The 22306-nt window shown below is 66.7% G+C and carries 21 protein-coding genes; 16 read left to right on the top strand and 5 right to left on the bottom strand.

The genetic code is table 11. The annotated features are described in order from the left end of the window. The first annotated feature begins 102 nt into the window (after positions 1-102). The 4 genes from DFP85_RS05385 to DFP85_RS05370 all read left to right on the top strand — a co-directional run bounded on the left by DFP85_RS05385 (position 103) and on the right by DFP85_RS05370 (position 5324). Positions 103-1896 carry an acyl-CoA dehydrogenase gene (locus DFP85_RS05385; protein WP_133635285.1) on the top strand — a complete coding sequence of 598 codons (1794 nt, stop codon included), beginning with the start codon at positions 103-105 and terminating at the stop codon, positions 1894-1896. 61 nt (positions 1897-1957) lie between these two features. Then, a complete protein-coding gene (locus DFP85_RS05380) occupies positions 1958-3589 on the top strand; it encodes an acyl-CoA synthetase (protein ID WP_133635284.1) in 1632 nt (543 codons plus the stop codon). 25 nt (positions 3590-3614) lie between these two features. Further along, on the top strand, positions 3615-4463 hold the full coding sequence (locus tag DFP85_RS05375) for a 3-hydroxybutyryl-CoA dehydrogenase (protein ID WP_133635283.1): 849 nt from the start codon (positions 3615-3617) through the stop codon (positions 4461-4463). 87 nt (positions 4464-4550) lie between these two features. Next, positions 4551-5324, top strand: coding sequence for an enoyl-CoA hydratase-related protein (locus tag DFP85_RS05370; RefSeq protein ID WP_133635282.1), 774 nt, complete (start codon positions 4551-4553; stop codon positions 5322-5324). Positions 5325-5412: 88 nt separating this feature from the next. Here the strand turns inward: DFP85_RS05370 and thpD are convergent, their stop codons facing one another. Then, positions 5413-6363, bottom strand: a complete 951-nt coding sequence (thpD, locus tag DFP85_RS05365; RefSeq protein WP_133635281.1) for an ectoine hydroxylase — start codon at positions 6361-6363, stop codon at positions 5413-5415. A 390-nt stretch (positions 6364-6753) separates the two neighbouring features. On the opposite strand from thpD, the gene rbsD reads away from it, so the two are divergent. From rbsD to DFP85_RS05340, 5 genes are read left to right on the top strand one after another with little or no spacing between them, the layout of a single operon-like run. Then, positions 6754-7173: a D-ribose pyranase gene (rbsD, locus tag DFP85_RS05360; protein WP_133635280.1), complete on the top strand. Its 420-nt coding sequence runs from the start codon at positions 6754-6756 to the stop codon at positions 7171-7173. A gap of 5 nt (positions 7174-7178) precedes the next feature. Continuing rightward, positions 7179-8702: a sugar ABC transporter ATP-binding protein gene (locus DFP85_RS05355; protein WP_243737219.1), complete on the top strand. Its 1524-nt coding sequence runs from the start codon at positions 7179-7181 to the stop codon at positions 8700-8702. Between the two features lie 4 nt (positions 8703-8706). Beyond that, positions 8707-9672, top strand: a complete 966-nt coding sequence (gene rbsC, locus DFP85_RS05350; RefSeq protein ID WP_133635279.1) for a ribose ABC transporter permease — start codon at positions 8707-8709, stop codon at positions 9670-9672. A 50-nt stretch (positions 9673-9722) separates the two neighbouring features. Beyond that, a complete protein-coding gene (rbsB, locus tag DFP85_RS05345; protein ID WP_133635278.1) occupies positions 9723-10610 on the top strand; it encodes a ribose ABC transporter substrate-binding protein RbsB in 888 nt (295 codons plus the stop codon). A gap of 13 nt (positions 10611-10623) precedes the next feature. After that, complete coding sequence (locus tag DFP85_RS05340) at positions 10624-11643, top strand: LacI family DNA-binding transcriptional regulator (protein WP_133635277.1); 1020 nt, start codon at positions 10624-10626, stop codon at positions 11641-11643. Here the strand turns inward: DFP85_RS05340 and DFP85_RS05335 are convergent. Next, the gene (locus tag DFP85_RS05335; protein WP_133635276.1) at positions 11624-12379 is read right to left on the bottom strand and encodes a Mut7-C RNAse domain-containing protein; all 756 of its coding nucleotides are present in this window, start codon (positions 12377-12379) and stop codon (positions 11624-11626) included. The genes DFP85_RS05340 and DFP85_RS05335 overlap by 20 nt on opposite strands. Positions 12380-12414: 35 nt before the next feature. After that, on the bottom strand, positions 12415-13296 hold the full coding sequence (locus DFP85_RS05330) for a DMT family transporter (protein WP_133635275.1): 882 nt from the start codon (positions 13294-13296) through the stop codon (positions 12415-12417). A gap of 274 nt (positions 13297-13570) precedes the next feature. Here DFP85_RS05330 and DFP85_RS05325 point away from each other — a divergent pair, with 274 nt between their 5' ends. From DFP85_RS05325 to DFP85_RS05295, 7 genes are all read left to right on the top strand, one after another. Then, complete coding sequence (locus DFP85_RS05325; RefSeq protein ID WP_133635274.1) at positions 13571-13915, top strand: hypothetical protein; 345 nt, start codon at positions 13571-13573, stop codon at positions 13913-13915. Positions 13916-13967: 52 nt separating this feature from the next. Further along, a complete protein-coding gene (locus DFP85_RS05320) occupies positions 13968-14816 on the top strand; it encodes an MOSC domain-containing protein (RefSeq protein WP_133635273.1) in 849 nt (282 codons plus the stop codon). Positions 14817-15422: 606 nt separating this feature from the next. Further along, on the top strand, positions 15423-16700 hold the full coding sequence (locus tag DFP85_RS05315) for a hypothetical protein (protein ID WP_208108453.1): 1278 nt from the start codon (positions 15423-15425) through the stop codon (positions 16698-16700). A gap of 320 nt (positions 16701-17020) precedes the next feature. Further along, on the top strand, positions 17021-17836 hold the full coding sequence (locus tag DFP85_RS05310) for a methyltransferase domain-containing protein (RefSeq protein ID WP_133635272.1): 816 nt from the start codon (positions 17021-17023) through the stop codon (positions 17834-17836). Positions 17837-17881: 45 nt separating this feature from the next. After that, entirely contained in the window at positions 17882-18655 is a 774-nt protein-coding gene (locus DFP85_RS05305; RefSeq protein ID WP_133635271.1) for an ADP-ribosylglycohydrolase family protein, read from the top strand. Positions 18656-19091: 436 nt separating this feature from the next. Beyond that, positions 19092-19793 (top strand): hypothetical protein, encoded by a 702-nt coding sequence (locus DFP85_RS05300; RefSeq protein ID WP_133635270.1) that lies wholly within the window; start codon positions 19092-19094, stop codon positions 19791-19793. A gap of 91 nt (positions 19794-19884) precedes the next feature. Beyond that, positions 19885-20469, top strand: a complete 585-nt coding sequence (locus DFP85_RS05295) for a hypothetical protein (RefSeq protein WP_133635269.1) — start codon at positions 19885-19887, stop codon at positions 20467-20469. A gap of 260 nt (positions 20470-20729) precedes the next feature. On the opposite strand, the gene istB is transcribed toward DFP85_RS05295, so the two are convergent. Together istB and istA are read right to left on the bottom strand one after the other, a co-directional pair. After that, complete coding sequence (gene istB / locus DFP85_RS05290; RefSeq protein ID WP_133635268.1) at positions 20730-21536, bottom strand: IS21-like element helper ATPase IstB; 807 nt, start codon at positions 21534-21536, stop codon at positions 20730-20732. Further along, the coding region (gene istA, locus DFP85_RS05285; protein WP_133635267.1) for an IS21 family transposase at positions 21533-22306 on the bottom strand (774 nt) is incomplete at its 5' end. The genes istA and istB, both read right to left, overlap by 4 nt.

Here is a 22306-nt window from a genome sequence, read left to right as displayed (position 1 = left end):
CCCGGTAGCGGGCTCGTTCGCGTCCGGGGTCGACTTAGGGCTAATGGTTAACGAAAAGTAGTGAATCTACTATCGTGGCTATCATTTTTCCCGAGGTGACCCATGATCCCCTATGCTGCCCCCGTCCGTGACGTCCGCTTCGTGCTGGAGGAGATGCTCGAGCATGGCTCGCTCGCCTTGCCCGGCTTCGAGGAAGCCAGCCCTGACCTGGTGGAGGCCGTGCTGGAGGAGGCTGCGAGGCTCGCCGGCGAGGTCTGGGCGCCGCTCAACGCCAGCGGCGACCGCCAGGGCTGCACCCGCCGCGATGACGGCGGCGTGAGCGTCCCCGACGGCTTCGCCGAGGCCTACCGCGCCTACGCCGAGGGCGGCTGGAACGGCATCGGGGTCTCCGAGGCGCTGGGCGGCCAGGGGCTTCCCGAGGTGGTGGCCAGCGCCGTGCAGGAGATGCTCCACGGTGCCAACATGGCGCTGGGCCTGTGCCCGATGCTCACCGCCGGCGCCATCGAGGCCCTGGCCCACCACGGCAGCGACGAGCAGCAGGCCACCTACCTGCCGAAGCTGGTCGAGGGCACCTGGACCGGCACCATGAACCTCACCGAGCCCCAGGCGGGCTCGGATCTCTCCAAGGTGCGCACCCGCGCCGTGCCCCAGGAAGACGGCAGCTACCGGCTGTTCGGCCAGAAGATCTACATCACCTGGGGCGAGCATGATGCCGCCGAGAACATCATCCACCTGGTGCTGGCGCGAAAGCCGGACGCCCCGGAAGGCAACAAGGGCATCTCGCTGTTCCTGGTGCCAAAGTTCCTGGTCAATCAGGACGGGAGCCTGGGCGAGCGCAACGACGTCACCTGCGCGGCCATCGAGCACAAGCTGGGCATCCATGGCTCGCCCACCTGCACCCTGAGCTTCGGCGAGAACGACGGCGCCATCGGCTATCGGGTGGGAGAGGAGGGCCGCGGCCTCAACCACATGTTCACCATGATGAACGAGGCGCGCCACAAGGTGGGGATCCAGGGCATCGGCGTGGCCGAACGTGCCTGCCAGCACGCCTTCGCCTATGCCCTGGATCGTGTCCAGGGGCGCAGCCCGCGTTCCGGGCGTAATGACTGCACGATCAGCGACCACCTCGACGTGCGCCGCATGCTGCTCTCCATGCGCGCCCGTACCGACGCCCTGCGGGCCCTGGCGCTCTTCTGTGCCGCCCAGCTCGACGTGGCCCGTCACGCCGCCGACGAGAGCGAGCGTGGCGCCGCCCAGGCGCGGGTCGACGTGCTGATCCCGGTGGTCAAGGCCTTCTCCACCGACCAGGCGGTGGAGATCGCCTCCCTGGGGGTGCAGGTCCACGGCGGCATGGGCTACATCGAGGAGACCGGCGCCGCCCAGCTGCTGCGCGATGCCCGCATCGCCCCCATCTACGAGGGCACCAACGGCATCCAGGCCCTGGACCTGGCCGGGCGCAAGCTGCAGCGCGACGGCGGTGCGGCCCTGACCCAATTGATCGACGAGGTGGAAGGGACCGCCCGGGCGCTTTCGGCGACCACCGAGCTGGCGCCTCTCGGCGAGGCGCTCGCCGGCGGGGCCGCCGACCTGCGTGCCGCCATGGCCACGCTGCTCGAGGCGGGCGCTGACCCCGAGCGCGGCGCCGATGCCGTCCAGGCCTATGCCACTCCCTTCCTGAGCCTGGCCGGCCATGTGCTGTGCGCCTGGCAGATGGGCCGGGCGGCGCTGGTCGCCACCACGGCCATCGCCAACGGCCGCGACGAACCCTTCTATACGGCCAAGCGCCAGGCCGCCGACTACGCCATCCGCCAGTGGCTGCCGGTGGGCCGCGCCCAGCGCGCGGTGATCGAGGCCGGCATGGCGAGCCTCGCCGCCTTCGACGCCGCCGCCCACTGACGCCTTCGCCGCCGGCACGTGCCGGCGGCATGCTTTCCGGACCACCTCACGGAGCCTTCCCATGAGCCAGAGCATCTTCGAGCAGGGCCTGCCCAGGACCCCCGCCAACTTCGTGGCGCTCTCGCCACTGACCTTCATCGAGCGCACCGCCTCGGTCTACCCGGATTACCCGGCGGTGATCCACGGCGAGATCCGCCGCGACTGGGGCACCACCTGGGAGCGCTGCCGGCGGCTCGCCTCGGCGCTGGAACGGCGCGGCATCCGGCCCGGCGAGACGGTGGCCGCCATGCTGCCCAACGTGCCGGCGATGTTCGAGGCCCACTTCGGCGTGCCGCTGGCGGGCTGCGTGCTCAATACCCTGAACATCCGCCTGGATGCCGAGGCCATCGCCTACATGCTCGATCACGGCGAGGCGAAGGCGATTCTGGTCGACCCGGAGTTCAGTGACGTCATCGAGGAGGCGGTGGCGGAGCTCGAGCGCAAGCCGCTGGTCATCGACGTGGCGGATGAGCAGTTCCTGCCCGAGGGGCGCGCCATCGGCGAGCTCGAGTACGAGGCGCTGCTCGCCGAGGGCGACCCGGCCCATCCCTACCGGCTGCCCGAGGACGAGTGGCAGGCGATCTCGCTCAACTACACCTCCGGCACCACCGGCAAGCCCAAGGGCGTGGTCTATCACCACCGCGGCGCCTACCTGAACGCCACCAGCAATATCCTGGTGTGGGCGATGCCCCACCACCCGGTCTATCTCTGGACCCTGCCGATGTTCCACTGCAACGGCTGGTGCTTCCCCTGGACCATCGCCGCCGCCGCCGGCACCAACGTCTGCCTGCGCAAGGTGGAAGCGAAGAAGGTGATGGACCTGATCGCCGACGAGGGGGTGACCCACTTCAGTGGCGCGCCCATCGTGCTCAACGGCCTGGTCAACCTGCCGGACGGCGACAAGCGCGACTTCGACCACCCGGTGAAGGTCACCACCGCCGGCGCCGCGCCGCCCGCCTCGGTGATCGCCGGCGTCGAGCGGCTCGGCATCGACGTCACCCACGTCTACGGCCTGACCGAGGTCTACGGCCCGGTGACCTCCTGTGCCTGGCGCGCCGCCTGGGACGAACTGCCCATGGAAGAGCGAGCAAAGCTCAAGTCCCGCCAGGGGGTGCGCTACCACATGCTCGAGGCGCTCTGCGTGGCCGACCCCAACACCCTGGAGCCGGTGCCCAAGGACGGCGAGACCATCGGCGAGATCCTGATGCGCGGCAACAACGTGATGAAGGGCTACCTCAAGAACGAGGCGGCCACCGAGCAGGCCCTGGAGGGCGGCTGGTACCATACCGGCGACCTGGCCGTGTGGCATGCCGACGGCTACATCGAGATCAAGGACCGCTCCAAGGACATCATCATCTCCGGCGGCGAGAACATTTCCACCATCGAGGTGGAGGACTGCATCTACTCGCACCCGGCGGTGGAGGAGGCCGCGGTGGTGGCCAAGCCCGACGAGAAGTGGGGCGAGACGCCTTGCGCCTTCGTCAAGCTGAAGGTGGGCTACGGGGAGGTCACCGAGGCCGATATCATCGACCACTGCCGGGCGCACCTGGCGCACTTCAAGGCGCCCAGGACGGTGATCTTCAGCGAGCTGCCCAAGACCTCCACCGGCAAGATCCAGAAGTTCGTGCTGCGCGACGAAGCGCGCAAGCATTAAGTCTTTCGATATCGAGGAGAGTGCAATGAGTGAGCAACCGATCGGCGTGGTGGGCGCTGGCACCATGGGCCAGGGTATCGCCCAGGTCCTGGCCACCAGCGGCTTCGCCGTCAAGCTCTATGACGTGGCCGACGAGCAGCTCGGGCGTGCCCGGACAGCCATCGACAAGGGCCTGGGCAAGCTGGTGGCCAAGGAGAAGCTCGGCGATGCCGACCGGGAGGCGGCCCTGGCGCGCCTGGATACCACCACCGCGCTGGACGCCCTGCGCGACTGCGAGGTGATCATCGAGGCCGCTCCCGAGCAGCCGGCGCTCAAGGAGAAGCTGTTCCGCGACCTGAGCCGCCTGACCCACGAGGCGATACTGGCCTCCAACACCTCCTCGCTGTCGCTGACCCGGCTTGCGGCGGTCTGCGAGCGCCCGGAGCGGGTGGTGGGCATGCACTTCTTCAACCCGGTGCCGGTGTTGAAGCTGGTCGAGGTGATCCGCGCCGAGCAGACCAGTGACGCCACCGTGGCGCGCATCGAGAAGCTGGCCGCCGACCTCGGCAAGACCGCCGTGCCGGTGGGCGACTCGCCCGGCTTCGCGGTCAACCGCCTGCTGGTGCCGATGATCAACGAGGCGGCCTTCCTGGTGCAGGAGGGCGCCGCCACCCCCGAGGCGGTGGACGAGGCCATGAAGCTGGGCGCCGCCCATCCCATGGGCCCGCTGGCCCTGGCCGACCTGATCGGCCTGGACGTCTGCCTGGCAATCATGGAGGTGCTGCAGGAGGGCTTCGGCGATCCCAAGTATCGCCCCTGCCCACTGCTCAAGCGCATGGTGGCCGCCGGCTACCTGGGTCGGAAGAGTGGCCGCGGCTTCCACGTCTACAGCTGATCCCGACAAAAGAGGGGATTGCCGCCCAACCAAGCGTTCGCTAGGGTTGGGCGGTCTACCCTTAGAGAACAACACCAGGAGCCCCCAATGAGCGAGACCCTGATCGAGGTGGTCGAGAACGCCGGCATCGTGCGTCTGACCATCAGTCGTCCCAAGGCGCTGAACGCCCTGAACAGCGCCGTGCTGGCCGAGCTGGAGAGCGTGCTGGCCGGCCTGGAAGGCCGCGATGACCTGCGCGCCGTGCTGATCACCGGCGCCGGCGAGAAGTCCTTCGTGGCCGGCGCCGACATCGCCGAGATGCGCGAGAAGACGCCCGCGGAAGCCCGTGACTTCGCCCGTCAGGCGCTGGATACCTTCAAGCGCCTGGAGACCCTGCCGGTGCCCACCGTGGCACTGGTCAACGGCTTCTGCCTGGGCGGCGGCTGCGAGCTGGCGCTGGCCTGCGACTGGGCGGTGGCCAGCGACAACGCCATCTTCGGCCAGCCCGAGGTGCTGCTGGGCGTGATCCCCGGCTTCGGCGGCACCCAGCGCCTGCCGCGCCGCGTCGGCCCGGCCATGGCCCTGGACCTCTGCACCACCGGGCGCAAGATCGACGCCAGCGAGGCGCTGCGCATCGGCCTGGTCAACCGCGTGATGCCCCAGGCCGAGCTCGAGGGCTACGCCGAGGAACTCGCCAAGCAGCTCGGCGGCAACGGCCCGCAGTCGGTCCGCGCCGCCAAGCAGGCGATCCACGATGGCATGGACCAGGAGCTGGACAGCGCCCTGGCGCTGGAGAACGCCCTGTTCGCCTTCTGCTTCGCCGGCGACGAGCAGAGCGAGGGCATGAGCGCCTTCGTCGAGAAGCGCAAGCCCAACTTCTGAGCCTGTGGGCCCAGCGACAACGGCCGTGGCGGAGACGCCACGGCCGTTGTCATGTGCGGGTGGGAACGGTCATGGTGCCCGTCGCTAGTCAGCGCAGCGGGCCCACGCCCTGGCCGGCAAGTTCCGGGAAGTCGTCATGCATCGTCAGCGGCTCGATCTTGCCGCGCGTGGCCAGGAACTCGGGACGCCGAGATTTGGCCGCATAGGGCTCTCCCAAGGTGTTGTCCACGCTGTTGTAGACGAAGAACAGGTTGGAGCGTGGCCAGGGCGACATGTTCTCGTTCGAGGCGTGCAAGGTGTTGCACTCGAACAGCAGCAGCGAGCCCGCCGGCCCCTTGGGCGCCTGGATGCCGCCCTGCTCGGCCATCCTGGCCAGTGCCTGATTGTCCGGCACGCCGATTTCCTGGGCCTTGAGGGACTCCTGCCAGTTCGCCTCGGGGGTCTCGCCCATGCAGGGCACGAACTGGCGGTGGGAACCGGGAATCAGCATCAGCGGCCCGTTGAACTCGCTGTTGTCGGTGAGCATCAGCGAGGCACTCACCGCCCGCATTCCTGGCATGCCATCCTCGGCGTGCCAGGTCTCGAAGTCCGAATGCCAGTCGAAGCCACTGCCCTGGAAGCCGAACTTGTCGTTGATACGTGACTGGTGGATATAGACCTCGCTGCCCAGCAGCTGCCGCACCATGCCCAGGATGCGCGGGTCGCGCGTCAAACGATTGAAGGCCTCCGAGAGCTGGTGCATGCCGAACACGGAGCGAATGTCGCCAGTGTTCGGATCCTGGATGACCTGCTCGGAACTCATCAGCGATTCGTCGTTGGCCATCTCCTTGAGTTCCTCGAAGAACGGCTCGATGCGATCCTGAGAAAAGAATCCCTCGAACCACAGAAAGCCGTCCCGCTCGTAGCGCGAGAGGGCGACTTCATCCAGTGGACCCTCCCAGCGGCGCTGGTTGCGGGAGTGCACCACCGGCTCCCGGCGGGAAAACGGCTTGCGGTATTCGGTCAGGCGAGTGGGGTAAGGGTCGAGTTGATCCGTCATGATAAGACCTCCATGTGATTCCAGTGACACGAATGCCGAATATCCCGAGGGATACGGGCCGAACACCGCCACGCCCACCCCTGGGTTGCCATCGGGGAAGGCATTCGGCATCCGCGTCTGGTGACAGCGGCGGTCCGAGGGAGTTCACCCCCTGGCCAGGATGGGCGGGGAGGTCATCCCTCAGGCTGCGCCACCCGCTCCTGCATGCGCGCGACATGGCTGCCATGCCAATAGAGCCGGCCGACGCTTGGCGTCCCCCGGAAGAACGCGACGGACATGGGCATGTGTCAAGGATGTCCCGCGCTCGGTTAGACTTATGGATAATCGCTTCCGCAAACGTTTGCGTCCTACGCTGAAGCTCATTATCGCGAAACCACGCCTGGATGTGCCATGAAACGCCAAGGCCTGCTCAATGCCCCCCTCGCCAAGCTCATCGCCGAACTTGGCCACACCGACACCCTCGTGATCGCCGATGCCGGGCTGCCGATCCCGCCGGGCGTGCCCCGCGTCGACCTGGCGCTGCGTCCAGGTCTGCCCGGCTTCCTCGAGGTGTTCGACGCCCTCTCCGGCGAGCTCTGTGTGGAGGAGGCGACCCTGGCCAGCGAAATGCTCGAAGCGAGTCCCGACCTGCACGCGCAGCTCGAGGCGCGCCTCGCGGCTTTGGAGGTGCGGGACGGCGTCACGCTGGGGCGCACCCGGGTCGCCCATGAGGACTTCAAGCGCCTGCTGCCCTCGGCGCGGGCCGTGGTCCGCACCGGCGAGTGCACGCCCTTCGCCAACGTCGTGCTGCACAGCGGGGTGCCGTTTTGAGCCCCGTGCAGCATGAGGCCGGAGCCTCGGCGCCGCTCATGGCGCTGGAGGGGATCGGCAAGTCGTTCGGCGGGGTCCCGGTGCTGCAGGACGTTGATCTGGCGCTGCATACCGGCCACATGCTGGCGCTGGCCGGGGAGAACGGGGCCGGCAAGTCGACCCTGATGAAGGTGCTGAGCGGCGTCCACCAGGCCGACGCCGGGGTGATCCACCTGCGCGGTCACGAGGTGCGCTTCGCCACCCCGCGCCAGGCCATGGATGCGGGCATCGCCATTATCCACCAGGAGCTCAACCTGGTGCCGACCCTGTCGGCGGGCGAGAACATCTTCCTCGGCCGTGAGCCGCTCACGGCCTGGGGCAGCATCGACTGGCGGCGCCTGTTCCGCGAGGCGGCCGCGCTGCTGGAGGAACTGGAGCAGCCCATCGACCCACGCACCTCGGTCTCGCGGCTGAGCATCGGCCAGCAGCAGATGGTGGAGATCGCCCGGGCGCTCTCCCTGGACGCCGAGATCATCGTCATGGACGAGCCCACCGACGCCCTGACGGACGTCGAGACCGCGGTTCTCGAGCGGGTGGTGGCCAGCCTGCGGGCCGCCGGCAAGTCGCTGGTGCTGATCACCCACCGGCTGGCCGAGATCTTCCGCATGTGCGACGACGTGGCCGTGCTGCGTGACGGCCGCCTGGTCCACCAGGGCCCCACGGCCGAGTCCAACGAGGACCGGCTGATCCAGCAGATGGTGGGGCGGGAGCTGGCCGACCGCTATCCCTACGAGCCTCCCCGGGCGGGCGAGGTGGTGCTCGAGGTCGAAAACCTCGTGGCGCCTGGGGTGCAGGACATCTCCTTCTCGGCCCGGGCTGGCGAGGTGCTGGGCTTCGGCGGACTGATGGGCGCCGGGCGCACCGAGATGTGCCGGGCCCTGTGCGGCGACGTGCCCCGTCACACCGGTCGAGTGAGGGTGCACGGCCGGGAGGTGCGTTTCACCTCGCCCCAGCAGGGCCTGAAGGCTGGCCTGGTCTATGTTCCCGAGGACCGCAAGCAGTCGGGCCTGGTGCTCGATCACTCGGTGGCCGATAACATGTCCCTCACCGCGCTGCCGGCCTTCTGCGGCCCGCTCGGCCTCATCCGCCACGCCCGCGAGCGCTCGGCCGTCACCCACTACATCGACGCCTTCCGCATCAAACTGAGCGACCCCGACCAGCCCGCCCAGACCCTCTCCGGCGGCAACCAGCAGAAGGTCTCGCTGGCCAAGGCGCTGATGCCCGAGCCTGAGATCGTCATCCTCGACGAGCCCACCCGCGGCGTCGATGTCGGCGCCAAGCGCGAGATCTACCTGCTGATCAACCGGCTCAAGCGCGAGGGCAAGTGCGTCCTGCTGATCTCCTCCGAGATGCCGGAGCTGATCGGCCTGTCCGACCGAATCCTCGTGCTCGCCAACGGGCTCGTCAGCGGCGAGTTCCAGCGTGACGACGCCACCCAGGAAAAGATCATGACCGCGGCGGCACACGTCGCCACGCCGATGGAGACCTGACCCCATGACTGCTATCACCATGAACCGATCGGCGATGCGCATGCTGATCGACAACAAGGCCTTCCTGGCCCTCATGCTTCTGGTCGCGGTCAGTGCCGCCATGAGCGACAACTTCCTGACCCCGGACAACCTGCTCAACGTCCTCCGGCAGACCAGCATCAACGCCATCATCGCCATGGGCGTGACCTTCGTGATCCTGACCGCCGGCATCGACCTGTCGGTGGGCGCCGTGCTGGCGCTGAGCGGGGCCTTCGCCGCCTCGATGACCGCCTCGGGGCTGGCGCCCTGGCTCAGCGTGCCCGGCTCCATCGCCGCCGGGGCGGCGATGGGCATGGTGTCGGGGCTCTTCGTTGCCTTCGGGCGGATCCAGGCCTTCGTGGTTACCCTGGTCGCCATGACCGTCGTCCGGGGCGCGGCCCTTGTCTATACCGATGGCCGACCGATCTCGATCGGAGGCGGCGACGTTGCCGACGCCTTCTGGCAGCTTGGCGGCGGCTACTGGATGGGGATCCCCATTCCCATCTACCTGATGTTCTTCGTGTTCGTGCTGTGCTGGAGCGTGCTGCACCACACCCGCTTCGGCCGCCACGTCTATGCTGTCGGGGGCAACGAGCAGGTCGCCCGGCTGTCGGGCATCAACGTCAACCGCATCAAGGTCAGCGTCTACGCCATCGCCGGGGCCTGCGCCGCCCTGGCTGGCGTGGTGCTGACGGCCCGCCTCGGGTCGGCCCAGCCCAATGCCGGCATGACCTACGAGCTCGACGCCATCGCCGCCGTGGTCATCGGCGGCACCAGCCTGATGGGCGGGCGCGGCCGCATCTTCGGGACCCTGGTGGGGGCGCTGGTCATTGGCGTGCTCAACAATGCCCTGAACATCCTCGGCGTCTCGTCCTACTTCCAGATGATCGCCAAGGGGGCGGTCATCCTGCTGGCGGTGCTGATCGACAGCCGCTCGCAGTCCTCGTCCTGAGCTCGGCCCGAGCCCGGACATCCACAACAAGACCTCAGGAGCCTTGCCATATGAAAAAGCTGATCCTGGCCACCGCCGTGGCTGCCGGAGTGGGCCTCACAACGGCCCAGAGCGCCATGGCCGATCGTATCGCCCTGGTCATCTCGACGCTCAATAACCCGTTCTTCGTGACCCTCCAGGAGGGCGCCCAGGCCCAGGCGGAGGAGCTCGGCCACGAGCTGATCGTGCTCGATTCGGGCAACGACGCCGCGCGCGAGCTCTCCAACGTCGAGGATGCCCTGGCGCGTGACATCGACGTGCTGCTGATTAACCCCACCGACTCCGACGCCGTCGCCTCGGGGGTGCGGACCGCCAACGCCCAGGACGTGCCGGTCATCACCCTGGACCGCAGCGCCAACGGCGGCAACGTGGTCTCGCACATCGCCTCCGACAACGTCGCCGGCGGCAAGCTGGCTGGCGAGTTCATCATCGAGCAGCTCGGCGGCGAGGGGCAGGTCGTGCAGCTCGAGGGCGTGCCCGGCGCCTCGGCCACGCGCAACCGCGGGGAAGGCTTCATGACCGCCATCGAGGGCGCCGACGGCATCGAGCTGGTGGCCACCCAGCCGGCCAACTTCAACCGCAGCGAAGGCCTCAACGTCATGGAGAACCTGCTGCAGGCCCACCAGGGCATCGACGCGGTGTTTGCCCAGAACGACGAGATGGCCCTCGGCGCCCAGCGCGCCCTGCAGGCGGGCGGCCTGGAAGATGTCGTCCTGGTCGGCTTCGACGGTACCGATGACGGCATCCAGGCCGTCAACGACGGCAAGATGGCCGCCACCATCGCCCAGCAGCCGGCGCGCATCGGCGAGCTCGGGGTTACCACCGCCGACCGCCTGCTCAAGGGTGAGAGCGTGGACGAGAACGTCCCGGTCCCCCTCCAGCTGGTGACCCAGAAGTAATCAACACAGGGCCATGATTCGCCTCAAGGACGTCGCCAGGCAATCGGGCGTCTCGGTCACCACCGTGTCGCATGTGGTCAACGGCACGCGGCGCGTTGCTCCCGATACCGAGGATCGGGTGCAGCGCGCCATCGCCGAGCTGGGTTACCGCCCGGATAGTATTGCCCGGGCCCTGAAATCGAACCGCAGCCGCACGATCGGGATGATCGTGACGGCCGCCAACAACCCCTTCTTCGCCGAGGTCATCCGCGGGGTCGAAGACCACTGCTTCGCCCAGGGCTACAGCCTGATGCTGTGCAACACAGGCGATACTGACGCCCGGCAGCTGACCTACCTGCAGGCCCTGCGCGACAAGCGCGTCGACGGCCTGATCGTGATGACCGCCCACAGCGGTCCCGACTTCCTGGAGGCGCTGGCCCGCCAGCCCCTGCCGACCGTGCTGATGGATGCCGCCCCGCCGGACGGCGACGACATCGCCGTGGTCAACGACGACTCTCGCCTGGGCGCATGCCTGGCCATCGGCCACCTGCTGGAGCGGGGGCTCGAGGACATCGCCCTGCTGACCGGGCCGGTGGCCCATCCCCGGTCGGCGGAGCGCCTGGCCGGCGCCCTGGCCGCGCTGGATGCCGCCGGCATCCGGCCGGATGCGTCGCGCATCGTCGCCACCAACCTGCTCGCCGACGGTGGCTACGACGCCATGCGGCATCTCCTCAAGCGGCGCCCCTACCCGCAGGCGCTGTTCGCCTTCAACGACCTGGTGGCCATCGGCGCCATGCGAGCGGCCCGCGAGCACGGCCTCACGCTGCCCGATGACCTCTCCGTGGTGGGCTACGACGACATAGAGCTGGGCCGCTATCTCAGCCCGGCCCTGACCACCGTACAGCAGCCCATCTACGAAATCGGTACCATGGCGAGCATCCAACTGATCGAGCGCCTGGAGCATCGCCGGCCCCTGCGGCGGCTACTGGAGCTCGCTCCCCGCCTGGTGGTGCGAGAGTCGGTGCGCGAGTCTGTCAGGACCGCCGACGGTTGAGCCCCCGCCGCCGCAGGCGCGCCACCATCGCCTCCATCCGCGAGACATGGCTGCCATGCCAATAGAGCCGGCCGCACGCCTCGCACTGCAGGAAGTCGTCTACGTACTGCCGTGTCAGTGGCTCAAGCCGGTCGATCACCGCCTCCTTGGCCACTGGGACGAGACGGCCATTGCAATGCGTGCAGCGGGTGAAGGGCGCGAAGGCCGGGACGAGGTCGAACTCCCGGCATACCTCCTCGACCTGCTGCCAGGGGGCGTCGGCGCGTACGTAGTGGGCGAGATGGATGCGCTTGCGCTTGAGCAGCCGGCGGTCGCGGGTCAGGACCACGCGTTGCGTTTCCTCGGCCCGGGCGGCCAGTTCGGCGTCGCCGATGTCGTTGCGGTAGTTGCAGTCGAAGCCGAGCAGGCGCAGGTAGCGGGCCAGCCGGCCCAGTTGGGCATCCAGCAGGAAGCGTGGGCATGCCGGTGGGCGAGGGCGCAGGTGGCGGGCCACCGGCGGGGCCGTCGTCCAGGGATAGACCTCCACTCGCTCACCGCCGGCGAGGATGTGCTCGAAGCCCACCGACGTGCCGTCGACCAGGATGACGTCCACCTCGGTATGTGGCACCCCAAGCGACTCGATCACGTCCTTGATCGCGGCCCGACGCGATACGTCACGCGAGAGAGTCCCGCCGCGTGAGGCCGGCGGCAGGAAGTCGTTCAGCCGGTCATGGAACCGGAAGTCGGCATGGGGCATGGCCTTTCCCCCCACAGGACACCTTCGGGTTCAGTCTAGGCGACACGGCCGCTGCGCCAGCGGATCATGCGGGTGGCGATGGCGGTGCCCGCGAGGGTGATCGCCATGCCCGCCAGGATTTGCAGGCTGAGACGCTCGCCCAGCAGCAGGTAGCCCCACACCAGGGCACTGACCGGCACCAGGAAGGTCACCGTGGAGGTGGCCGTGGCCCCGGCACTGGCGATCAGCCCGAAGTAGAGCAGGAAGGCCACCGTGGTGCTGAGTACCGCCAGCGCCAGGCCATTGGCCCAGGCCAGGCCACTCACCGGCTCCGCGGGCCAGAGCAGCAGCCCCGGGACGAGCAGGATCAGCGCCGACATGGCGGTGCTGCCGGCGGCCAGCACCCGCACCGGCAGGTGGGCGAGATAGGTCTTCGAGTAGTTGCCCGCCACCCCGTAGCAGAAGGTCGCCCCCAGCACGGCAAGGATGAACCAGCCATCGCCGCCCAGGGCGAAGTCCAGCCGGTCGGCCGAGAGCACATAGACCCCGAACAGCGCCAAGGCCAGTCCCAGGTACTGCTGGCGCTGGATGGGCGTGGCGAAGAACAGTGCCCCGAGCAGGGCCGTGAAGATCGGCGTGGTGGCATTGATCAGCGAGGTGAAGCCCGCTTCCAGGCGGGTGGTGGCGAGCGCCAGCAGCGAGAAGGGCAGCACATGGTTGATCAAGCCCAGCAGGAAGAGCCTGCCGGCGTTCTCGCGCACCAGCCTGAGGTAGCGAACGCTGAGCAGCAAGGGGACCAGCAGCGCCGCACCCACCCCCATGCGCACCAGGACCAGTGGCACCGGGCCGAACTCGGGCGATGCCACCCGCATGAAGATGAACGACAGGCCCCACAGCGAGGAGAGCAGCAGCAGGCGCAGGGTATCGGCGAGTGACATTCCGGTTCCTTGGATAGCGACATCGTTCGCGGGTAAACGATCAGGTTACGGCGGCCGCGGGGCGATGGGAAGTGGGGCCAGCTGCAAGACCAGGAGGCCGAGCGCGACCTGTTGCTGCACGAGTTGCTGGCCCGGGCCGGCAAGGGCTACCCGGCCGGGGCAGCAGCGAGGGGCTGCCAACCCCGCGTGCGCCATGGGGCGGGTGCTTGAGGGGGCGTGGCCCCGGCGAGAGTTCTGGTACACTCGCTTCGACCCTGTGGTTGACGGAGACACGATGGAAACGGAACTGAGCGAATTCGAGCAGCAGATGCGTCGCGAGATCAACGCCTTCATGGACAATGAGCAGGAGACCCGGCGCAAGGCGGCGACCTCGCCCCCCGAATGGCCCGCCGACGAGGCCCCTGCCCCCAAGGCGACGCGCAGCAAGCCGTCCGGCGCGCCTAAGACCGGCCACCTGGTGAAGCTGGCGGTGCGCACCAAGCCGCTGGAGCTGGATAGCGTCTTCGAGCATATCTCCTCCAGCATCTCCAAGGTCGAGGCCCAGCTGGAAGCCGAGAAAGCCGCCCGCAAGGCGGGCTATCCGATCATCGGCTATGTGGTCGAGACCCGCCGGCTGTAATCCTCGAACGGCTGGGATAGGCTTGGGGCATTTCCCGTCCCAGGAGCCGCCCGTGAAGATCACCCAACTTCATATTTACCCGGTGAAGTCGCTGGGCGGCATCCCCCTCGACCAGGCCGAACTGGGCGTTTGCGGCCTGGCCCATGACCGCCAATGGATGGTGGTCGACGATATCGGCCGCTTCGTCACCCAGCGCCAGCTGCCGCACATGGCGCGGATCGTGGTGCGCCTCGACGATGAGGCCCTGGTGCTGTCGCATCCCGGGGCGGCGCCCCTGCGTATCCCGCTGCAGCGCGACGACCAGCCCCGGCTGCCCGTCTATGTCTGGGACGACCAGTGCCAGGCACTGGACGAGGGAGAGGAGGCCGCCGCGTGGCTCGGCGCCGTGCTGGGCGATTTCAAGGGCAGCGGCCTCAGGCTGGTGCGCTTCGCCCCGGACCAGCGTCGTAACGTCGAGCCCCACTACCTGGCGCCCGGCGAGCAGGCCCACACGGCCTTCGCCGATGGCTATCCCTTCCTGGTGGTCTCCGAGGCGTCGCTGGCCGAGGTCAACCGGGTGCTCGAGACCAAGGGGCTCGCCCCGGTGCCCATGGCGCGCTTCCGGCCCAGCATCGTGGTCGATGCCGCCGAGCCCTTCGCCGAGAACGGCTGGGACACACTGGCCACGCCCGACGATGCGGTCCGGCTGGGGCTGCGCAAGCCCTGCCAGCGCTGCAAGATCACCACCGTCGATCAGGCGACCGGCGAGATCGCCGTGCCCGGCGAGCCGCTGCGCACCCTGGTGCAGATGAACACCCGCCTGGCGCCCGGCGGCTACTTCGGCCAGAACGCCATCCTGCTGGCCGGGGAGGGCTCGACCCTGGCCGTGGGCGATGAGCTAAGCGCGAGCGCGCAGCCATGACCATCAACGCCATCCCCGTCGACCAGCGGGTCATCGGCATCGATTCCCGCCGCTTCGCCTCCATCGAGAAGGCCCTGGTGGAACTGGTCACCAACTGCGACGACAGCTACGGGCGCCTCGAGCGCGCCGGCGAACCGGTAAGCGGCGAGATCCGCATCGCGTACGAGCGCCACCAGAGCGGCGCCCTGCTCAAGGTGACCGACCAGGCGGAGGGCCTGTCATTCGAGCGCGCCGCCAGCATCCTGACCTATGGCGGGGCGCACAGTCCTCTGGCCCGCGGCGAGGGCGAGGGGCGCGGTTTCTTCGGCCGCGGCCTCAAGCAGGCGATCTACGGGCTCGGCCATGGCTGGCTCGAGACGCTGCATGACGGGCGACACAGCCGCATCGAGCTTTTCCGTGCCGACAACGGCGGCTACCTCTACGAGGACGGGGACGGTGACAGGCTGGCCAGCGAGGGGGACCACCGTCGGCTCGGGATCGAGGGCAACGGCACCCGGGTGACCATCGTGGTGGAGAATCCCCAGGTGGCCATACTCCCACTACCATACCCTGGTCCAGGCGCTGGCCAACAACTTCTACCTGCGCGACATCCTGGAGCGTCGCGAGGTGAGCCTGGCGCACACGCGGCGCGGCCGCGCGCTGGAGCAGAGCGGGCGGATCCGCTTCCAGGAGCCCCCCTCGCTGCTGCTTATCGGCCCCGAGCAGCAGGGCAGCTTCCTCTTCCAGCAGCAGGCCTACCCCTTCACGCTGACTCTCAGGCGGGCCCGGGAGGCGGAGCTGATCCTGAGGGGGGACGAGCGCACCAATGGCCTGGTGGTCCTGTCCGGGATGGCGGCCCTGGACTGCCAGCTCTTCGACTACGAGAACCAGGTGGGCACCGAGTACCTGTTCGGCACCGTACGCTGCCCGGCGCTGGTCGAGAAGCTGGCCCAGGGGCAGGCCATCATCAGCGACGAGCGGGAGGGCCTCAATCCCCGCAACGCCTTCGTGCAGGCCTTCTCCCGGGCCGTCTCCCGCCTCATCGGCCCCCATGTGCTGGCCGAGCAGGAGAAGCTCAGGCACCTGGCACGCGCCACCACCTCCGGTCGCACCGCGCACATGATCGAGCACCTGCTGCAGCGCATGAGTCGGGCGGCGATCCAGGACCTGGGCATCGCGCCGCCGCCGGCCAGGTCACCGGTGGAGGAGCACGCCGCGCCGCCCACGGCGCTGCGCTTCACCACCCCCTTCTACTACCGCCGGCCGGGTCACCCCTTCCATGTGGCCCTGCTGGTGGACGCCGAGCAGCTGCCCGAGGAGGCGGTGCTGACCATCGACTACGCGCTGCCCGATTCGATCGCCATCGATGCCGCACCGCGTGAGGTGCCGGTAGCCGAACTGGGCGAGGCGGGGCGCCTGACGTGGACCCTGAGCGGCGAAGCGGCCGGGGCACGGGGCGAGATCAACGTGCGAGCCGGTGCCTACTGGGCCTGGTGCGAGATCGTGCTGTCCGAGCAGGCCTCTCACCACGGCCAGGGTGGCGTGCCCCATCCGCCGCGCCACGGTCCGGCACGTGACCACGGCGAGGCGATGTTCCTGGGCTACGAGTTCCGCAACCTCGAGGACACCCTGGACCGGGCCGTCTACAGCCCCGAGGAGCGCAAGATCCTCATCAATACCGGGGCTCCGACGGTACAGCTCTATGTCGACGGCCGGGGCCATTTCCGCGACTCCGCCCGGTTGCTGCTGGCGGAGCTGTTCCTGGACGTGATCGCCGAGGAGCTGGCCACGCGCTCGCTGGAGGGCTCCGGGCGGCAGGGCAGCGTCGCCGACTTCCACGCCACCAAGCAGGCGATCATCCGACGCTACGGCAGCGAGGTCCATCGCGCCTTCCTGACCGGATGACCCCCTGCCTGGCGCGACGCCGTCGGCGAGGCGCTGGCGCCGAGACCGCGTTGATCCCCTGATCACCGAATCCCCCGATTCTCCGGCTCCGGCCGCGCCCCGCATGCTCCCCAGGCTCCGTGCCGAACTATACTGCAGGAGAGGACGGGGAACGGGGGCGCTGACCTGTCGCCGCGTTCTCCCGCACGCTCCCCTCAGCGCCATGGCCCGCCTCATTCCGCTCTCCTCGGGTGACCACCTTAACACCATGCCCCGCCGCTATTGTTGTCGCCGGGCCGCATGGGGCGCCTGAGGAGGGGCGATGGCAGGGGAGGTGAGTGATGAACGATCATGCGTTGGCTCAGGAGGTCGAGGCGGCCCGCGCCTACGAGGCGCTCTTCGTGCCTTCGCTGTTCCGGCAGTGGGTGCCGCAGCTGCTCGACGAGGCGAGGGTCGCGACCGGGGACCGCGTCCTCGACGTGGCCTGCGGCACGGGGGTGCTCGCCCGAGAGGCGCTGCCCCGGGTTCAGCCCGCCGGCCTGGTGGTCGGCCTGGACGCGATGGCGGGGATGCTCGAGGTGGCACGGGAACTCGCCCCGGCGGTGGTGTGGCACCAGGGCGACGCGCAGCAGTTGCCCTTCGATTCGCAGGCGTTCGATGTGGTGGTGAGCCAGTTCGGCCTGATGTTCTTCCCGGACAAGCCGGGGGCGCTGCGCGAGATGCATCGCGTGCTGGTGCCCTCGGGGCGACTGGCACTGGCGGTGTTCGACGGCCTGGAACGCAACCCCACCTACGCCCGCGAGGTGGCCCTGCTGGCGCGAACCGCCGGCGAGGCCGCGGCGGAGGCCGCGGCGGAGGCGCTCAAGGCCCCCTTCGTCCTCGGTGACGCGGAAGCGCTGGCGCGCATGACCCGCGAGGCGGGCATGGAGGCGGTCGAGGTGACTACGCTGAGGGGGACGGCCGACTTTCCCGGCATCGGCAACCTGCTCGAGGCGGACCTGCGCGGCTGGCTGCCGGTCATGGGGGTGAACCTCGACGAGGCCACCATCCAGGAGGTGCTCGCCCGGGCCCAGGAGGAACTGGCCGACGTCATCGACCCGCGCGGCCGGGCGGTGTTCGAGGTGTCGGTCCACCTGGTCAGCGGCCGTCGCGGCTGAGGGCTCGCGTCGGGGATTGGAGGCACTGGACGACGGAGGTGACGCATGCTGGGAGCCATCGCCGGCGACATCATCGGCTCGGTCCATGAGCAAGCGGGGACCAAGACCCGCGACTTCCCCCTTTTCACGCCCGAAAGCACCTTCACCGACGATACCGTGCTGAGCGTGGCGGTGGCCGAGGTGCTGCTCGAGGGCGGCGACTTCGCCGAGGCCTTCCACGCCTACTACCACCGCTACCCGGAGGCCGGTTTCGGCGGCCATTTTCGCCAGTGGGCGATGAGCGGCGAGCGTCACCCCTATCACAGCCTCGCCAATGGCTCGGCCATGCGGGTCAGCCCGGTGGGGTTCGCGGCCGGCTCCCTGGATGAGGCGCTGACGCTGGCCCGACGCAGCGCCGAGGTCACCCACGACCACCCCGAGGGCATCCGCGGCGCCCAGGCGGTGGCAGCCGTCATCTTCCTGGCCCGTCACGGCGCCTCGCGGCTCGAGATCCTCACCGAGATCGAGCAGCGCTTCGACTACGACCTCGCGCCACGCCTCGACGATATCCGCCCCGGCTATCGCTTCGACGTGACCTGCCGGGGCTCGGTGCCCCAGGCCATCATCGCCTTCCTGGAGGCGGAGGGCGTCGAGGAGGCCATCCGCAATGCCATCTCGCTGGGCGGCGATGCCGACACCCTGGCCTGCATGGCGGGCGGCATGGCGGAAGCCTTCCACGGCAGCGTGCCGGCCGCGATCGCCGAGGAGACCCTGGCGAGGCTCGACCCCGAGCTGCGCTCTGTCGTCGAGGCCTTCCGGGCGTGCCACCGCCTCGACTGAGCTCTTCCCGGGCCCCGATACCGGCAGATACGCAGGGCCTGCTGTGAAAGCAGGCCATCTCCCCATGACCGTTGCGGCTTCGCCTCGAGACCTATCGACTGCCAGAGGCCGGCCAGCCATTGGCACCAGAAACCTACGACCTTTTCATCAGACTCCGATGATACAACCCGAAGCAATCTTTGCTAACGTGAAGTGATTCGATGTTCGCAGGGATGGCGAGGCTGATATCCCGCAACGGCCAGGATGGCAGCCCCTCACGCGCCTTCCAGGCGGTAGCGTGACACGAGATCGGGGACGTAGGCCCACACTCGTCAGTTCGCGGCCGCGGGATTGTTTGTGTCTATGTATTGGTCGAAGGACAGCTTTCGACCCACAGCCGACATGTCGGAAAATGCAGTAGGCTCTTTCATCCTTATTAGCTTTCTAGGAGGGATTCGTGCTACCTGGAGATGTATTACTAGTAACTGGTGAAGGTAAATTGTCTTCATCACTTGTAGCCGCGCAAAAGTTAATTTATCCCAACGCCAGTTCAAGTCATGTTGAACTTAGTTTGGGTAATGGTGTTTTTATACATTCGACAGGTGATAAAGGTGTTCATCTAACTTTGTTGCTTGATGAAGACATTTCTTGCAATCATAGGTGGAGGGCTATTAGGCATAAATCTATTACTGGAGTGTGCTTGGATACTGAGAATCTTCAGAAAGCAGCGATGTTTTTCTATGCTCAAGATTACAATAAAGTCTTCATGGGCTTAGGAAGTGACTCTTCTTCATTCTGCTCAGAACTAGTTGCCAAATCCTATGAGAGGGCAGGAATAGAAATTATTGAAGGAAAACTTCCAAGTAAAGTCACGCCAGCTCATTTTGATAAAGAAGCCGATAACTTGGAAGATTGGATTGATGTCACTAAAGAATACCAAACGATTCTTGCGGGCATGAAAGAAAATTATTTTTCATATAGATTGATTGCTAACACTTTAAGTGATGTCATGACAAGGCGAAAAGCACATGAGCCCTTCAGGCAAAAAAATATTGAGCGCATTGAAAGCGGCTCGCCAGAAAATCAAGAGATAGCTCGTAAAATGAGAGAAATGCTAGCGGGAAGAGAGCTAAAGTATTGGTATGAGAAAGACAGCTAACAAAGTGGTCAACGGGAAGCCAACTACGCTTCGCTCCGTTGGCGCCCATTTCCACCGGCGTTAGGTATTCAATCAAAAATCAGGGAACATGATGACGAATGAGGAATTCGTAGAGCTGGCATGCCCCCATAGCTGGTTCTTGGTTGCTGACGATCTACACGCGCAAGCTGTGGAATTGCGGCGAATCTTTGGACAAGGCCACCTCACACATCATGATTGGCGGTCTGGGACGAAGGCGAGTTGGGACAATACGAACAGGTCAACTTTCCTCTTGGCGTCATTTGCCTTGGAAAACGCGATTAAGGCCTTCCTCGTTTACGAAAACCCGGGTTGGATTTCTAACGGTAAGCTTTCTAAGTTATTGAAGTCCCACAAGCTCACAGACCTAGCAGAAAAGTCTACTAACATCCCGTACAAAACCAAGGGATGCGGCACCCTGAAAGCATTTGAGGAAGGCAACGAATCATGGGCTAGGTATCCCTGTGCGCTGAGCAAAGAGAATAGTGCTCAGCCATCGACCCTTGATGAGGGGGTTTGGGAAAAATATGAATGGCTGATGGCCGCTTATGGACGCCGTTTAATCAAGCTTTTATCTGTTTATTGGAAAGGCCCACACGGATTTGGAGGTAAGTACGAGATCAAAGGCGGCTTCCTCGGAGCCCCTCCGCAGGCCTAACCAGTTGTTGCAGTTCATTCCGGCCTTTTGGGCCTCCACCTAACCGGTTTGCTACGCGGCGCTACGCAACCCGGCCGCAGAACATCGGCATTAGGAACTTACTTTCTATGCATGTATACCACTTCCTAAGCGAGCGCTTCGGACTCGAGGCGATTCGTAACGGGCGCCTCAAGGTTGGGCGTCTGAACGCGTTGAACGACCCATTGTCAACGCCACTGAAGGTTGTCCGGATTTCATCAACTCAGATTGTCCGGTTTTTATCAGTGCTCTTTCATCGGAACAGATTCAGGCTCGTGTGAGGGTTCGTCCTCCTTTGTGGTGGGTGTGGTCACCAGCCCGGCTCGGCGCTTGTCCTTCAGCCGGTAGCTCTCGCCTTTGATGTTCAACGTGGTCGAGTGATGCAGCAGCCGATCCAGTATCGCCGTGGCGATGACCTGGTCGCCGAAGATCTCGCCCCAGTCCATGAACGACTTGTTCGAGGTGAGGATGGTGCTGGCCCGCTCGTAGCGACGGTTGATCAAGCGGAAGAACAGGCTAGCCTCCTCGCGAGTCATCGGCAGGTAGCCCATCTCATCCAGCACCAGAACCTTGGGGTAGGTCAGCTGCTGGAGCTGCCGATCCAGGCGGTTCTCCTGGCGAGCGCGCAGCAGCGTGCTCACCAGGCGATCCAGGGTCATGAACAGTACCCGGTGGCCTGCTTCGGCCGCCTTCACGGCCAGAGCAACGGCGAGGTGCGTCTTCCCGACGCCGGGCGGCCCGAGCAGCACGACGTTTTCCCCGCGCTCGACGAAGCCCAGACCGGCCAGCTCACGCACGATCTTGTGGTCGATGCTGGGCTGGAAGCTGAAGTCGAACTGCTCCAGGGTCTTGATCCACGGCAGACGTGCCTGCTTCAGGCGGGATTCCAGCCCCTTCTGGTGGCGCCCGCCCCACTCCTGTAGCAGGGCCTGCTCCAGGAATTCCCGGTAGTTCAGATCCTGCTTGCTGGCGTGCTCGCAGAGGCTGTCGAGCGAGACCTGGAGGTGCTCCATCTTCAGGCGATTGAGCAACTGTTCCAGGGCCATCACAGCACCTCCTCGTAGACCCGCAGGTCACGCTGCTGCACTGACAGGGTTTGCTGCCACAGGGCAGCATGGTGCTCCGGGACGGTACGCCAGCCGGCCTGTGGCACTTGCAGACGGTGCTGCGCGATGGCGTCACCGGCCGGCGAGTAGACGGTCAGCTCATCGTTCAGGCTCAGTCGTATCACCACTGCCTGGCCGCAGTAACTCTCGGGGACGCTGTAGCGGTTGCCCCGGACCTCGATGTAGCCGTCCCAGCCGACCTGGCGCAGATCGTGGTAGCGGGTATCGAAGTCCGTTGCCGGCAGTGCCTGGAGGGTCTCCACCTCGGCGGCAAAGCGTTCCGCCGGGGTCTGGCGAAACTGCCGTAGCGGCCGCTGATCGGCCACCCGCTCCAGCCATAGCTGGAGCAGCTGGTTCAGGTGGGCATAGCTCTCGAACTGCCGGTAGCGCTGGAAGAAGTGTTGCTTCACGTAACCCACCATACGCTCGGTCTTGCCCTTGGTGCGCGGACGCTGCGGCCGGCAAGCCTTGGGCGCGAACCCATAGTGGTTGGCCAGTTGCAGGAAGCCGGTATTGAAGATGACGCGGTGGTCGCGGTCATGCTTCAGGACCGCCGCTTTCTGGTTATCGACCAGCACCGTGCGCGGGACGCCGCCGAAGTAGCGGAAGGCCTGCACCAGCGCCTCGTAGGTGTGCTCGGCATCCTGGCTGGGGGCCGCCCAGACATGGAAGCGCCGCGAATAGCCCAGCGTGTTGACGGCGAAGCTGACCTT

The organism is Halomonas ventosae (genome assembly GCF_004363555.1).
Taxonomy (GTDB): domain Bacteria; phylum Pseudomonadota; class Gammaproteobacteria; order Pseudomonadales; family Halomonadaceae; genus Halomonas; species Halomonas ventosae.
Note: the sequence above shows the minus strand (reverse complement) of the source record. Positions and strands in the feature narration are given on the sequence as shown.

Coding starts and splice junctions, on each gene's coding strand:
- DFP85_RS05325 (WP_133635274.1), top strand. CDS start 13,571: ATGGAAACGGAACTGAGCGAATTCGAGCAGCAGATGCGTCGCGAGATC.
- DFP85_RS05380 (WP_133635284.1), top strand. CDS start 1,958: ATGAGCCAGAGCATCTTCGAGCAGGGCCTGCCCAGGACCCCCGCCAAC.
- DFP85_RS05370 (WP_133635282.1), top strand. CDS start 4,551: ATGAGCGAGACCCTGATCGAGGTGGTCGAGAACGCCGGCATCGTGCGT.
- rbsC (WP_133635279.1), top strand. CDS start 8,707: ATGACTGCTATCACCATGAACCGATCGGCGATGCGCATGCTGATCGAC.
- DFP85_RS05335 (WP_133635276.1), bottom strand. CDS start 12,379: ATGCCCCATGCCGACTTCCGGTTCCATGACCGGCTGAACGACTTCCTG.
- DFP85_RS05310 (WP_133635272.1), top strand. CDS start 17,021: ATGAACGATCATGCGTTGGCTCAGGAGGTCGAGGCGGCCCGCGCCTAC.
- DFP85_RS05330 (WP_133635275.1), bottom strand. CDS start 13,296: ATGTCACTCGCCGATACCCTGCGCCTGCTGCTGCTCTCCTCGCTGTGG.
- DFP85_RS05340 (WP_133635277.1), top strand. CDS start 10,624: ATGATTCGCCTCAAGGACGTCGCCAGGCAATCGGGCGTCTCGGTCACC.
- DFP85_RS05375 (WP_133635283.1), top strand. CDS start 3,615: ATGAGTGAGCAACCGATCGGCGTGGTGGGCGCTGGCACCATGGGCCAG.
- rbsB (WP_133635278.1), top strand. CDS start 9,723: ATGAAAAAGCTGATCCTGGCCACCGCCGTGGCTGCCGGAGTGGGCCTC.
- thpD (WP_133635281.1), bottom strand. CDS start 6,363: ATGACGGATCAACTCGACCCTTACCCCACTCGCCTGACCGAATACCGC.
- rbsD (WP_133635280.1), top strand. CDS start 6,754: ATGAAACGCCAAGGCCTGCTCAATGCCCCCCTCGCCAAGCTCATCGCC.
- DFP85_RS05305 (WP_133635271.1), top strand. CDS start 17,882: ATGCTGGGAGCCATCGCCGGCGACATCATCGGCTCGGTCCATGAGCAA.
- DFP85_RS05385 (WP_133635285.1), top strand. CDS start 103: ATGATCCCCTATGCTGCCCCCGTCCGTGACGTCCGCTTCGTGCTGGAG.
- DFP85_RS05295 (WP_133635269.1), top strand. CDS start 19,885: ATGACGAATGAGGAATTCGTAGAGCTGGCATGCCCCCATAGCTGGTTC.